Origin of the sequence: Rhodopila globiformis (assembly GCF_002937115.1) — a bacterium.
GTDB classification, from domain to species: Bacteria; Pseudomonadota; Alphaproteobacteria; order Acetobacterales; family Acetobacteraceae; genus Rhodopila; species Rhodopila globiformis.
Genome location: NZ_NHRY01000162.1, coordinates 1 through 12,474, shown reverse-complemented (window position 1 = coordinate 12,474; position 12,474 = coordinate 1). Strand labels below are relative to the sequence as shown.

At 69.8% G+C, this 12,474-nt stretch carries 13 protein-coding genes; 6 read left to right on the top strand and 7 right to left on the bottom strand.

Annotated features, from left to right (window positions below):
- The coding region (locus CCS01_RS15700; protein ID WP_146101497.1) for a transposase at nt 1-176 on the top strand (176 nt) is incomplete at its 5' end.
- Between the two features lie 9 nt (nt 177-185).
- On the opposite strand, the gene CCS01_RS15695 is transcribed toward CCS01_RS15700, so the two are convergent.
- Nucleotides 186-1,415, bottom strand: a complete 1,230-nt coding sequence (locus CCS01_RS15695) for a J domain-containing protein (protein ID WP_104519737.1) — start codon at nt 1,413-1,415, stop codon at nt 186-188.
- 68 nt (nt 1,416-1,483) lie between these two features.
- Here CCS01_RS15695 and CCS01_RS15690 point away from each other — a divergent pair, with 68 nt between their 5' ends.
- From CCS01_RS15690 to CCS01_RS15680, 3 genes are all read left to right on the top strand, one after another.
- Nucleotides 1,484-2,887: an MFS transporter gene (locus CCS01_RS15690; protein ID WP_104519736.1), complete on the top strand. Its 1,404-nt coding sequence runs from the start codon at nt 1,484-1,486 to the stop codon at nt 2,885-2,887.
- A gap of 99 nt (nt 2,888-2,986) precedes the next feature.
- Nucleotides 2,987-3,529, top strand: a complete 543-nt coding sequence (locus tag CCS01_RS15685) for a DUF3035 domain-containing protein (RefSeq protein ID WP_158258417.1) — start codon at nt 2,987-2,989, stop codon at nt 3,527-3,529.
- Between the two features lie 425 nt (nt 3,530-3,954).
- Nucleotides 3,955-5,646, top strand: coding sequence for a gamma-glutamyltransferase family protein (locus tag CCS01_RS15680; RefSeq protein ID WP_104519734.1), 1,692 nt, complete (start codon nt 3,955-3,957; stop codon nt 5,644-5,646).
- 277 nt (nt 5,647-5,923) lie between these two features.
- Here CCS01_RS15680 and CCS01_RS15675 read toward each other — a convergent pair whose 3' ends face one another.
- The gene (locus tag CCS01_RS15675) at nt 5,924-6,808 is read right to left on the bottom strand and encodes a 2-dehydro-3-deoxygalactonokinase (protein WP_104519733.1); all 885 of its coding nucleotides are present in this window, start codon (nt 6,806-6,808) and stop codon (nt 5,924-5,926) included.
- A gap of 127 nt (nt 6,809-6,935) precedes the next feature.
- Between CCS01_RS15675 and pgeF the strand changes: the two genes are divergently transcribed.
- Together pgeF and CCS01_RS15665 are read left to right on the top strand one after the other, a co-directional pair.
- Nucleotides 6,936-7,697, top strand: coding sequence for a peptidoglycan editing factor PgeF (pgeF, locus tag CCS01_RS15670; protein WP_104519732.1), 762 nt, complete (start codon nt 6,936-6,938; stop codon nt 7,695-7,697).
- Between the two features lie 59 nt (nt 7,698-7,756).
- Nucleotides 7,757-8,728 (top strand): hypothetical protein, encoded by a 972-nt coding sequence (locus tag CCS01_RS15665; RefSeq protein ID WP_146101786.1) that lies wholly within the window; start codon nt 7,757-7,759, stop codon nt 8,726-8,728.
- 488 nt (nt 8,729-9,216) lie between these two features.
- On the opposite strand, the gene CCS01_RS15660 is transcribed toward CCS01_RS15665, so the two are convergent.
- From CCS01_RS15660 to CCS01_RS15640, 5 genes are all read right to left on the bottom strand, one after another.
- The gene (locus CCS01_RS15660; RefSeq protein WP_104519730.1) at nt 9,217-10,017 is read right to left on the bottom strand and encodes a LexA family transcriptional regulator; all 801 of its coding nucleotides are present in this window, start codon (nt 10,015-10,017) and stop codon (nt 9,217-9,219) included.
- A gap of 631 nt (nt 10,018-10,648) precedes the next feature.
- Entirely contained in the window at nt 10,649-11,020 is a 372-nt protein-coding gene (locus CCS01_RS15655) for a response regulator (RefSeq protein WP_158258416.1), read from the bottom strand.
- Between the two features lie 141 nt (nt 11,021-11,161).
- Complete coding sequence (locus CCS01_RS15650) at nt 11,162-12,055, bottom strand: NAD(P)-dependent oxidoreductase (protein ID WP_104519728.1); 894 nt, start codon at nt 12,053-12,055, stop codon at nt 11,162-11,164.
- Nucleotides 12,056-12,093: 38 nt separating this feature from the next.
- Nucleotides 12,094-12,225 (bottom strand): hypothetical protein, encoded by a 132-nt coding sequence (locus CCS01_RS35720; RefSeq protein WP_275112926.1) that lies wholly within the window; start codon nt 12,223-12,225, stop codon nt 12,094-12,096.
- A 73-nt stretch (nt 12,226-12,298) separates the two neighbouring features.
- The coding region (locus CCS01_RS15640; protein WP_146101497.1) for a transposase at nt 12,299-12,474 on the bottom strand (176 nt) is incomplete at its 5' end.

The window sequence follows — 12,474 nt, the reverse complement described above, 5'->3', positions numbered from 1 at the left end:
CCAATCGCCGCTCGCCGCGGACCTACGACCGCGACCTCTACAAGGCGCGCCATCTGATCGAAAATTTCTTCGCCAGGCTCAAGCAGTTCCGTGCCATCGCAACCCGCTATGACAAGACTGCCCGCAACTTCCTCGCCGCGGTCCACCTCGCCGCCGCCGTCGTTTGGCTTAATTGACGACACGCCCTAGTTCTGCTCGAACTCCGAGTCGGCGATGTCCGTCGACGGCAGGCTCGCTGAATCGTCGGTGATCTGCAGCGAAGCCTGGCCGGCAATCGTCAGCGGGCCGTCCAGGCGCCGTGCCCGCATGCCGGCGGCGAAGGTCTGGCAGGCCCGGCTCCACAACTCGCCGATGGCGAAGTCCGTGCGGTAAGCGCCGTACGGCAGGCCGGTGACGTCCGCGTGGCCACCGGGGGCCAGATAGACCGAGAAGACCACGCGCCAGGACGGATCACGCAGCTTCACCACCACCGGTTGAACAGCACGATTGTCAATCAGCAGGCGCCCGTTGCCCTGGCCGGTGGCGACGAGCACCTCGCCGTTGAACGGCGGCGACCCGGCATTGTAGCTGCAATAGCCGCGCCTGGCTGCCTGGTAATTGCCCGGGGCAACCTGGGCGGCCTCGACGTAGCCGTCGGGCTGGCCCCTGACCAGGACCTCCAGCAGGCCGTTCTGCCGCACGAACCGCACGGCATGCACCGAGCTGAACGGCGGCAATTGGCGGTCTGGGACGAATCTGTTGCGCGCCGGATCGTAGCGCCACAGGATGGCGGGACTTGCGGTGGGGATGACGTAGAAGTTCGGCGGGCCGGGCAGCCGCGCCGGCGCCGGGCCGTACAGCGTCGCGTCGTGCGCCTCCGGCGACAGCGGCTGCACCGTCGCCGCATTCGGCCGGATGCCGTCGCTGACCACCGGCGGCGTCTGCTCCACATGCAGCACGACCTGCACCACGCTGATGCACAGGATGGCGGCGAATCCAAGCCCGATCGCCGCCAGCGGCGTCGACGTGCGCACCCAGTTCACGGCGTCGGCCAGCCAGGCGATTGCCCCGGCCGGCCATGGCCCCATGGTGGGCGCGGCGGTGGGCGCCGTGGTGGGCGCGGGACGGGCCGCGTGGACCGGGCGCGCCGGCCGGATGGAGAACATGTCCGGCCCCGGCGTCCCCACCGCCGCCCGTTGCGCCGCCCGTTGCGCCGCCTGGTCATAGTCGTGGCGGCGGTGCGGGTTCGACAGCACGTCATAGGCCTGCTTGACCGCGACGAACGCCGCGGCGTTGCCGGTGCCGGGCACGTCGGGATGCAGCACCCGCACCCGGGCGCGGAAAGCGGCGACCACCGCCTCGTGGTCCGCATCCGGGTCCAGCCCGAGGCGGTGGTAATACCCCTCAGGGTCCAGTCTTGTTCGGGGCGGTGACATCGGGCTTGAATGCTAGAGCAACGGCGTCCTGAAATCACCCTGGGTGACGGGGCGCAAAGGGAGAAAGCGTGACAACCGGACAGAAAGACGCCCGCCGCTGGCTTGCGCTGGCGGTGCTGCTGGCGGGCGGATTCCTGCCGCCGCTGGACTTCTTCATCGTCAACGTGGCGCTGCCGTCGATCCATGACAGCCTGGGGGCCGGCGCCGCGGCGCTGCAACTGGTGGTTTCGGGCTATGCCGCGAGCTACGGCGTGTTCCTGATCACCGGCGGGCGGCTGGGCGACCTGTACGGCCGCAAGCGCTGTTTCCTGGTTGGCATGGCGTCGTTCTCGCTGGCCAGCCTGGGCTGCGGCATCGCGCCCTCGCCGCCGGCGCTGGTGGCCGCGCGCGTGATACAGGGGGCCGCCGCGGCGCTGCTGCAGCCGCAGGTGCTGGGCTCGATCCGCGCCCTGTTCGAGGACGAGCGGGAACTCGCCCGCGCGCTGAGCTTCTACGGCATCATGATGGGCATGGCGGCGGCCATTGGCCAGTTCGGCGGCGGGGCGCTGATCCAGTGGAATCCGGCGGGGCTGGGCTGGCGGACGGTGTTCCTGCTGACCCTGCCGGTCTGCGCCACCGCCCTGGCGCTGGGGCTGACGGTGGTGCCGGAGACCGGCGGCGGCACGCGGGTGCGGCTGGACCTGGGCGGCGCCGGCCTGATCTCGCTGGCGCTGGCGGGCATCGTCGTGCCGCTGTCGGTCGGCCGCGAGCAGGGCTGGCCGCCGTGGGTGTTCGCCGCGCTGGCGGCCGTGCCGTTCCTCGCCGCCGCGTTCCTTTGGTACGAGGCGCGGCTGGGCCGCACGGGCGGCATGCCGCTGGTCGACCTGGCCCTGCTGCGCATTCCCAGCTTCCGCCGCGGTGTGCTGGTGGCGGCATTGTTCTTCTTCACCACCTGCTTCTACCTGCTGTTCGGGCTGTACCAGCAGGAGGGCCGGGGCGTGCCGCCGCTGCAGACGGGGCTGGCGATCGTGCCCTATGGCCTGGGGCTGTTCGCCGGGCCGCTGCTCACCGCGCCGCTGGTGCGGCTGCGCGATCGGCTGCTGGCCATAGGCATGGGCATCCAGGTGTTCTTCTACGTCACCGTCGGGGTGCTGGTCGCGCGTGGCAGCAGCCCGGCGGCGGTGTCGGCGGCAGTGTTCCTGGCCGGGCTGGGCCAGGGCATCGCCTTCCCGCGCCTGTTCGCCACCGTGCTGGGCGACGTGCCGGCGTCCCAGGGCGGGGTCGCGGCCGGCATCGCCAACTCGGCGATGCAGGTCGGCGCCGCGGTCAGCGTGGCCATCATCGGCAGCCTGTTCTTCATCGTGCTGGACGGGCAGGGCGGGGAACGCGCCTATGCGCACGCCTTCGCCATCGCGCAATGGACGCTGAGCACGGGCTTGTTTGCCGCCATGGTGATCGCGATACCTCCCCGGCGGCGGTCAAACGTGGCATAGCTATGCACTCGTACTTGTGGCAGAAGCCGGTGAGTGAGTATGGACCACGAGATGCGAACGATTTCCTCCAGACCACGCCGCGCCGGCTGTGTCCGCGGCATGTTGCTCCTGACCGGCTCCATGGCGCTGCTGGCCGGGTGCAGCGGCGACCAGTTGGTGCGCACCTTCGGCATCGCGCGGGCGACGCCGGACGAATATACGGTAACGACCCGGGCGCCGCTGTCGATGCCGCCGGACTTCAACCTGCGTCCGCCCAGCCCCGGCGCGCCGCGCCCGCAGGAGCAGAGCGAGCAGAAGCAGGCCGAGGAGGCGCTGGTGCCGCAACTGGCGCTGGGCGCGCCGACGGGCGGCGAGAGCCCCGGGCAGATGGCGCTGATGCAGCAGGCCGGCCCGGCCGCGCCGGCGGACATCCGCCAGAAGGTGGACCAGGACGCGAAGAACGCCACCGCGGATGACGGCTTCGTCGACAAGCTGCTGCTGTGGCGCAAGTCGAACCCGCAGCCGGCCGAGGTCGACGCGGCTGCGGAATCGCAGCGGCTGCGGGAGAACGCGGCGCTGGGCGAAGCGCCGAACGTGGGCCAGACGCCGATCATCCAGCCGAAGAAGACGGGCTGGTTCACCAACCTGTTCTCCTGGCTGTAGGTTGCCGGCCGGGCGACGGCGGAAAGAGAGGGGTCGTTGCCCCATCGTCATGGCCGGGCGTGTCCCGGCCATCTACCCCCAACTGTCGAAGCGCAGATGGCCGGGACATGCCCGGCCATGACGGTGAGGCAACGGACCGGGCACCAAATCCTTCTCCAACCGCCGCCCCATCCTGATAGCCATGGGGACACGCCCGGCCATGACGATAGGGCGACGACCTTGCTCCGCCGCTCCGCTTGTCCTGATACGTGTGCAGCCTGTCCCGGCCACGTCGATGGATAGACGATCTAGGCGATAGCGGGACGCGCTTTCTCCGCGCAGCCAGACATGAGAGCAAATAGAGTCCATTGCGCTCCCGATCAGGGCTGTCCTGGACCGCCCGCGGATTCTGCCGCACGCTTCGCTTTTTGCGCAGGAACCGTCGCATGTCCCATCGCCCGACGATCCACGGCATACGCCATGCTATTTCAGCCGGCCATTATCTCGCCGCCGCGGCGGGGTTCTCGATCCTGGAGTCCGGCGGCAACGCGATCGACGCCGGCGTCGCGGCCGGCATCGCCCTGGCGGTGCTGCAGCCGGACCTTGTGAACTTCGCCGGCGTGGCGCCGATCCTGGTGCGGCTGGCGGATGGAAGGGTGGAAAGCATCGCCGGGCTCGGCTGGTGGCCGAAGGCGCTTCCGGCCGACCTGTTCCTGCGCGAGCACAACGGCACGATTCCGGATGGCGTGCTGCGAACGGTGGTGCCGGCGGCGCCGGATGCCTGGATCACTGCGCTGCGCCGGCACGGCACGATGCGCTTCGCCGACGTCGCCGCCTCGGCCATTCGTTTCGCGGATGAGGGGTTTGCCGTGTATCCGCTGCTGCACCGCTCGATCGCCGCGCACGAGGCGGAGTACCGGCGCTGGCCGTCGAACGCCGCGATCTTCCTCCCGGACGGCGCGGTGCCGCCGATCGGCGCGAAATTCGTGCAGCCGGACCTGGCGAAAACCCTGCGCCACATGGCGGACCAGGATCGCGCCGCCGGTGCCGATCGGCTGGCGGGGCTGGCGGCGGCGCACCAGGCGTTCTACCGCGGCGACATCGCGCGCGAGATCATTTGTTTCCAGCAACAGGAGGGCGGCTTTCTGTCAATGGACGACCTGGCCGAATACAGCTCCGCCATCGAGCCGGTGGTGCGCCAGACCTGGCGCGGGCACGAGCTGATCACCTGTGGGCCATGGTGCCAGGGTCCCGCCCTGCAGCAGGCCCTGGCGCTGGTCGAGCAGGTCGGCATTGGCGGCCTGGCGCACAATTCGGCCGACTACCTGCACCGGATCGTTTCCTGCCTGGACTTGGCGCTGGCGGATCGGGAATATTACTTCGGCGACCCGAACTTCGTCGACGTGCCGCTGATGGACCTGCTCGATCCGGTGCGGATCACGCGCCGGGCCGAGGCGGTGCGCGACGACCGCGCCTTCGGGCAGATGCCGCCGCCGCTGGAGGCGCCGCATATACGGCCTGTCATCACCGGGGCGGAGGTGCCGAGGCTCGAGGCGGATACGTCCTATTGCTGCGTCGTCGACCGCTGGGGCAACGCCTTCAGCGCCACGCCGTCGGACGGGTGCGGCAACGTTCCGGTGGTGCCGGGACTGGGCATCGCGCCGTCGGGCCGCGGATCGCAGAGCCGCCCCGATCCGGCGCATCCCGCGGGCGTGGCGCCGGGCAAGCGGCCGCGGCTGACGCCCAATCCGGCGCTGCTGGTCACCGCCGGGGGCGGCGTCATGCCGTTCGGCACGCCCGGCGGCGACGTGCAGGTCCAGGCGATGCTGCAGGTGCTGCTGAACGTGCTGCATTTCCACATGGACCTGCAGACGGCGATCGAGGCGCCGCGGGTGGCGTCCTACAACTTCCCGTCCTCGTTCGCGCCGTTCGATTACGTCCCCGGACGGCTGGCGGTGGAAGCGCGGATCGGCCAGGCGACGCGGGACGATCTCGCGGCACGGGGGCACGCCATCCAGGACTGGCCGGACTGGACCTGGCTGGCCGGCTCGGTCGAGGCGATCCTGACAGATCCGGCCACCGGCCTGGTTGCCGCCGGCGCCGACCCGCGGCGCCCCGCCTACGCCATCGCGATATGATGCCGATCGGCGTTGCGGGTGGCTGTTCCTTTATCGTTGTGGTTTGATTTGTCCCTATAGGATGCACACGTCCCGGAAACGGTCCGCCGCGGTCGTCTCCCTATCGTCATGGCCGGGCGTGTCCCGGCCATGACGGAGAGGCAACGGACCCAGCCCTGTCTCTCCAAGTTGGCGCCCATGCGCACAAGCCGGGCCATGACGGGGTGGCCACCACCACGCCCGGGCGCTGAAGCCTGACGGCCAAACACTGCCCCAGCCGGCTTCAGCCCCAGCGGCCTCAGCCCCAATCGGCATGCCCGGCGATCAGCGCCAGGCCGTGGGCGGCAGCTTCGCCGTCGTGGCGCTCGGCATAGCCGCCGCAGGCGGTGATGACGCGGGCGTACAGCGCCGTCAGTTCCGGCGCACCAATCACCTGCACGACGGAGCCGGGATGCCGCGCCAGCGCCGCACGCACCTCGTGCCCGATCAGCAGCCCGGACAGGTAGGCCGGCGCGTCGGTCTCCGGCAGCCGGTTGGCCAGGGTCAGGGCGCGGATGCCGAACAGGTGGTGCAGCAGGCCGCCCGGCTCGGCCGAGCGGGCGAGGCCGGCGTCGAACGGCGCGCCGTCGCTCGGCCCGTCGCGCATCATGCGCGCCAGGATGGTATGGCCGCGCAGCACGCTGAACATCTCGCCGGTCATGTGGGTGGTGAAGCCGGTGATGCGGCCGCCCGCGACCCGGACCCACTTCGAATGCGTGCCCGGCAGGCAGGCGAGGCCGCCGTCGCGCAGCAGCGCCGGCACGCCCACGACCTGCGCCTCCTCGCCGCGCATCACTTCGGCCACGCCCGTTTCATCGACGCCGGACAGGCCGGGCACCAGCTTGACCTTTGCCCAGTCGAAGCCGATGTCCACCAGCGCGCCGGCGATATCGGCCGGGCCGGCGGGGCACGGGAGGTACGGCGCCTCCTTCCAGCCCTGGCGGCTGCCGATCATGCCGGACAGCAGGACCTTGTCCTCGCCCAGCGCCAGCCAGGGGCCGATTTCCTCGCGCAGCGTGTCGCCGAAGCGCCCGTCCGGCACGGCCAGGATGCCGCGCGGGCTGGCCCGGCGGTCGCGGATCGACCCGTCGCGCCCTACCCGGAACGCGCGGAAGCTTGTCGTGCCCCAATCCACACCAATCATGTCGTCGTCCTCCCACCCCCGGAAACGGAGATGCGCCCGTTGCCGGGCTTGGCAAGAGTGTAACACCGGTTGACCCGCATGCGCACACTGTCACACACCAGCCGCGCCGGTATTGCATGGAGGCCAGATGGCGGAGTCGCTGATCGCGGACGGGATGCCCGCGCCGCATGGATTCTTCACCCGCCGCGGCGGCGTTTCCGCCGGCGCCTTCGCCAGCCTGAATTGCAGCCTGTCCAGCGCGGACGATCCCGGCGCCGTGCTGGAAAACCGCGCCCGCGCCGCGCGGTCGCTGGACATCAATCCGGACTGCCTGCTCGGGCTGACCCAGGTGCATGGCAGCCACGTGGTGACGGTGACGCATCCGTGGCGCGCCGGCGCGGGTGAAAAGGCGGATGCCATGGTCACCGACCGCCCCGGCCTCGGCCTTGGGATCGTCACCGCCGACTGCGCGCCGGTGCTGTTCGCCGATACCGGGTGCGCCATCGTCGGCGCGGCGCATGCCGGCTGGCGCGGCGCGGTGGCCGGCGTGCTGGAGGCGACCGTGGCCGCCATGGCGGCGCTGGGTGCGGAGCCGGACCGCATCGTCGCCGCCGTCGGCCCCTGCATCGCCCGCGACTCCTACGAAGTGGGTGCCGATCTGCGCGATGCGGTGCTGGCGCGATCCGCCGCCGACTCGGCGTTCTTCGCGCCCGGGCGGCAGCCGGACCGTTGGCAGTTCGATTTGGCGGGCTACTGCGCGTCGCGGCTGCGCGCGGCCGGCGTGGCGCACGTCATCGTGACCGGCATCGACACGCTGGCGAACGAGGACCGCTTCTTCAGCCACCGCCGCCGCACGTTGGCCAAATCCGGGCCGATCGGCCACCAGATTTCGGTGATCAGGCCGGCGTGAACATCCGGTCTGGACACGCCCTCTTCCGGCGCCTGCCGGGTTCTGCTTCAAGCCGAGGCATGATGGTGCGTCGAGTCGGCAGGCTTGCCCTGCTTCTGTGCCTGCTGGTTTCCGCTTGCGGCGACCTTCCCGAACCGTTCCTGGGCAACCCCGGCGCCAAAGCCAGGCGCCTGGCGCAGCCGCTGGCGCCGCTGCTGGCGGTGCCGCCTGGTTCGGACACTCTGCTGCCGGATGCCGCCAACCAGGACCTGGCGGCGCAGATCGCCACAGCGCTGCAGGCGACGGAAGTGCCCGCCATGGTGCGTGCGCCGGAGCCGACGGACTGGCGGTTGATCACCCGGGCCAGGCGCGACGGCAACGCGGTGATGCCGACATTCATTGTGCAGAATCCGCAGGGCAAGGACGAAGGCGAGGCCGACGGCGAACCGGTGCCGCTGGATGTCTGGGCCACCGCCTCGCCGGCGCTGATGCAGCAGATCGCTGCGGAAGCCGCGCCGCGCATCGGGGCGGTGCTGACCAGCATCCGCATCGCCCACGACAAGGCCGATCCGCACAGCCTGTACAACCGGCCGGCGCGCGTGCTGGTGGCCGACGTGACCGGCGCGCCGGGTGACGGCGACCTGTCGCTGACCCAGCAGATGCGCGCTCGCCTGGCGGCGCTGGGGCCGGTGGTGCTGACGACGCCCACCGGCATGGATTTCAAGGTCCAGGGCCAGGTAAGAGTCGTGCCGATCGGCAAGGGGAAGGAACGGGTGGAGATCCAGTGGATCGTCAGCACGCCGTCCGGCGACGAGCGCGGCCGGGTGATCCAACTGAACGTGATCCCGGCGGGGACGCTGGACCACTACTGGGGCGACGTCGCGGTCGTGGTCGCCACCGAGGCGTCGAACGGGGTCAACGACGTCCTGATTCGCCAGTCCGGGCGTGACCCGAACGCGGTGCGGCAGGCGGCGGGCAAGCAGCCCGAGACCACGGCCAAGCAGCCCGAGACCACGGCCAAGCCGCCGGAGACCACGGCCACGCAACCCTGAAGCATTGCCACGCGGCGCGGAAATACGCCGGATCACGTTCCTCCCCAATCGGCATGGCCGGGCGTGTCCCTACGCAATGCACACATCCTGGAAACGAGTCGGAAATGACCGTAAAATCAAGTGCTTGCCTGGGCGCCAAGAGCGTTCCCCCATCGTCATGGCCCGGCTTGTCCGGGCCACCTGTCGCGGCACAAGTGCTGGAATAGGTGGCCCGGACAAGCCGGGCCATGACGAAAGGGAAACGCAGCGGCGGACCGTTTCCGAGATGTGTGCATCCCGTAGGGACACGCCCGGCCATGGCGGTGAGGCAATGGACCCGGCCCTGTCTCTCTCAGCCAGCGCCCATGCGGGCAAGCCGGGCCACGACAACGGGGAAGCGGCCTCTTGCCTCATTGCCGCCACCGGGCTGCCGGCGCGCCGGTTGGTTATCGCCGCAAGCCATGTCACCCGCCGGGATCATCCCGTGATCCGGCCGCGCCTGGACCGCGTCAGACCGCCCCACCTACCCAGACGACCCGGCCGATGACCACCACGTGGGCGGCGGCGCCGGGATCAATGACGTCCGGGTGATAGACGCTGTTGTCGCTGATCAGCACCAGGCTGCCTTCGTGCTTGCGCTGCACCCGCCTGGCCAGGCGGTGATCGTTGATCTGCAGCAGGTAAACCCCGCCATTGCGCAGCGTCCGGTCGGCGGTGTCGACCAGCATCGTGTCGCCATTCCTGATCGTCGGCCGCATTGCGTCATCGGTGGCGATTTCCAGCAGCAGGTTGTCCGGCTCCGCGCCAAAGGCCGTCCGCACCCAGTCGTGGTGCAGCGCGAGGAAGCCGAACATCGGCGCGGCCGGATGGGTGCCCACGCCGTCATGTTGTTTTGGCAACAGTACAAACTGCCCCGGATCCACCCCTGGCCCCGGGTCCTGGTATGGCAGGCGGCGGCGCGGGCCCGATACCGTTTCGAAAACCGGTGCCGGTCCCTCGCCCTGGGCCAGCCAGGCGATGCTGACCCCGGCCACCCGGGCCAGGGCGACCAGCCGCTCGCGGCTGGGTTCCGCCTCTCCCTTCAGCCATTTGCGGAACGCCGACGGCGACACGCCCATCGCCCGGGCCAGCCGATCGGCGCTGGGCCAGTGGGCAAGGATGGTCTGCAGGCGGCTGACGAAGGCCAGCTTGTCGGCGCCGGCCGCACTGGCCGATTCCGCTTCCCTTGCGGATCCGTCCTGCGGCAGTGACGGTTTCCGGGACCATTCGGGCGGACTGCCGTGTTCAGGCTGAGTGCGAGGTCGTTTCACGTTCGTTGCTGGCTGGTTTCAGGATTATTGCTGTTGAAATAAATCAGTAGCCGATTCTCACGGACGAATTGCCTGCCTACCATGATCGGTCCCGGTCCGCTACGGCAAGATGAGGCTGCTCCGGCGGCGGTTGTTTCATGGTTGTTCTGGTGGCGCCGAAGAAATGGGACCGTTGCTTCAGCATGGCCGGCCGCGAACGGCGTCCATCCGGCCGCTGCCGGAAGGGCAGGCGCGATCCCGGCCGGCGCCATGCGACAGCGGACTGCCGGTAAGTTGAGACGGGGCGCCTTCATCGTCATGGTGGGAAGGCCGCCCACCCACGCCTGAGGGTGCCGATATCAGCCAAAGGCGTGGATGGCCGGCCCGTCGGCCACCATGACGCCAAGGCAGCGACTGCGCGTCCCAACCGGCCTGCAATTTGCGGTGGATCCTTCCCAGCCTGGCTGGAAACGCCCTGGCTCATATTTCGCGAGCAATTTCATCGGCCTGACATCGCGCCGCGATCTTCTGTCAGGCCGATATCGCTCTGCGGACCGCCAGCCGGCATTGCCTCGCGGTCCATCAGGTGGCCGCGCCGGCATTCAGACAGCGCGCGCCGGGCTGCGTGCGTCGCGGCGTCAGCGGCCGGGTGTCAACCGCGCGGTTCGCCGGCGTCCGCCGACAGCACGCGCTCCACGGTGGCGACCAGGTCGCTCAGGGTGAACGGCTTCAGGACGAAGGGCCTTGTCTGCCCGGTCAGCGCGTCCATACGTCCCGGATCGCCCGACATCAGCACCACCAGCGTCCCCTGCCGATCGGCCTCGGGCAGCAGATCGGCGTCGAGGCCGCCGGGGAGGGTGCAATCCAGCAGCATCAGCCGAATCCCGCCCTGGCGCAGCCGATCCATCGCCGCCGCTGCGGTCTCGACGACGGTGACCTGGTACCGGCTGTCCAGCGCGGCCTGGATGACGTCCGACACCAGGGCGTCGTCCTCCACCACGAGGATCTGGCTTCGCTCACTCATATGGTCGTACCCAATCTGCGCCTCGCTCGCATGCAGCCTGGCCATAGTGTGCAATGTCCCGGGCGGTCCTGTCGCGGGGACTTGTGGCGTTTCGCATGTATGTGACAGGCGCTGCCGCCAACCGATGCGGATAGTGGCCGATCAGCCCGGCGCCCGGACCTCTTCGCCCAGCGTTGTCTCATACACACGCATGATCGCGGCGGAATCGGACGACCCCAGCCCCATGCCGCGAGCCATCCGCATCAGGCTCATGACCTGCGGCGCGATCAGCCCGGGGACGCCAAGCTCGTCCGCCATCTCCAGCGCCAGGCGCAGGTCCTTGTGCGCCAGGTCCAGCGCGAACGTGGGCTGGAAATTGCCGGCCAGCGCCTTGCCGGCCATGTTGGCATAGCCGGCCGACATGCCGCTGGCATTGCGGATCACCGCGTCCAGCTTCCGCAGGTCGATGCCGGAGCGCTTGCCCATCATCAGCGCCTCGGCCGCGGCGGCGGAGTTGATGAAGGCCAGCATGTTGTTGATCAGCTTGGCGGTGGAGCCGAAGCCGATCTCGCCCAGGTGGATGACCTCGCTGCTGAAGGATTTCAGCAGCGGCAGGGCCTGCTCGAACACCGCCGCGTCGCCGCCCACCATGATGACGATGGTGCCGTCGGTGGCGCGGGTGACGCCGCCGGAGACGGGCGCTTCCAGCATGGCGATGCCCTTGGCCTGCATGCCGGCGGCGACCCGCTTCGCCGTGGAGGGCGAATTGGTGGACAGGTCGATGAACACGGCGCCGGGCCGGGCATTCTCGGCGACGCCGCCGGGCCCCAGCGCCACCTCCTCCACCACGCGCGGGATCGGCAGCGAGGTGATGACGACGTCGCAGCGCCGTGCCACCTCGGCGACCGAGCCGCCGGCGGTAGCGCCGAGATCGGTGCAGGCTTTGGCCGCGTCGGCATTCAGGTCGAAGACCACGACCTCATGGTTGGTGTTGCGGATGATGTTGCGGCACATCGGGCCGCCCATGTTGCCCACGCCGATGAAGCCAACTTGCATGATTGTTTCCCCCGGTTGGTCTGGACCGCGCCAGTGGATCACCGGAACGCATAGGCGTCCATCCTGAGGATGGAGTACATGGCCGAGCCGTGCAACCGCTCGCCGGTGCCGCCGGCCCCCATGGCCACGAACAACGGCAGCAGGTGCTCGTCCGTCGGGTGCTGCTGCACGGCATAGGGCGCCAGGGTGCGGTAGTGCAGCGTGTCCGCGGTGCGTCCGGCGGTGATCGCCTAGGGCGTGTCGTCAATTAAGCCAAACGACGGCGGCGGCGAGGTGGACCGCGGCGAGGAAGTTGCGGGCAGTCTTGTCATAGCGGGTTGCGATGGCACGGAACTGCTTGAGCCTGGCGAAGAAATTTTCGATCAGATGGCGCGCCTTGTAGAGGTCGCGGTCGTAGGTCCGCGGCGAGCGGCGATTGG

Excerpts from the sequence above, each read along its gene's own strand:
- CCS01_RS15655 (WP_158258416.1), bottom strand. The coding sequence starts at position 11,020 with ATGAGTGAGCGAAGCCAGATCCTCGTGGTGGAGGACGACGCCCTGGTG.
- CCS01_RS15675 (WP_104519733.1), bottom strand. The coding sequence starts at position 6,808 with ATGATTGGTGTGGATTGGGGCACGACAAGCTTCCGCGCGTTCCGGGTA.
- CCS01_RS15695 (WP_104519737.1), bottom strand. The coding sequence starts at position 1,415 with ATGTCACCGCCCCGAACAAGACTGGACCCTGAGGGGTATTACCACCGC.
- CCS01_RS15650 (WP_104519728.1), bottom strand. The coding sequence starts at position 12,055 with ATGCAAGTTGGCTTCATCGGCGTGGGCAACATGGGCGGCCCGATGTGC.
- CCS01_RS15665 (WP_146101786.1), top strand. The coding sequence starts at position 7,757 with ATGATGGTGCGTCGAGTCGGCAGGCTTGCCCTGCTTCTGTGCCTGCTG.
- CCS01_RS15685 (WP_158258417.1), top strand. The coding sequence starts at position 2,987 with ATGTTGCTCCTGACCGGCTCCATGGCGCTGCTGGCCGGGTGCAGCGGC.
- pgeF (WP_104519732.1), top strand. The coding sequence starts at position 6,936 with ATGGCGGAGTCGCTGATCGCGGACGGGATGCCCGCGCCGCATGGATTC.
- CCS01_RS15680 (WP_104519734.1), top strand. The coding sequence starts at position 3,955 with ATGTCCCATCGCCCGACGATCCACGGCATACGCCATGCTATTTCAGCC.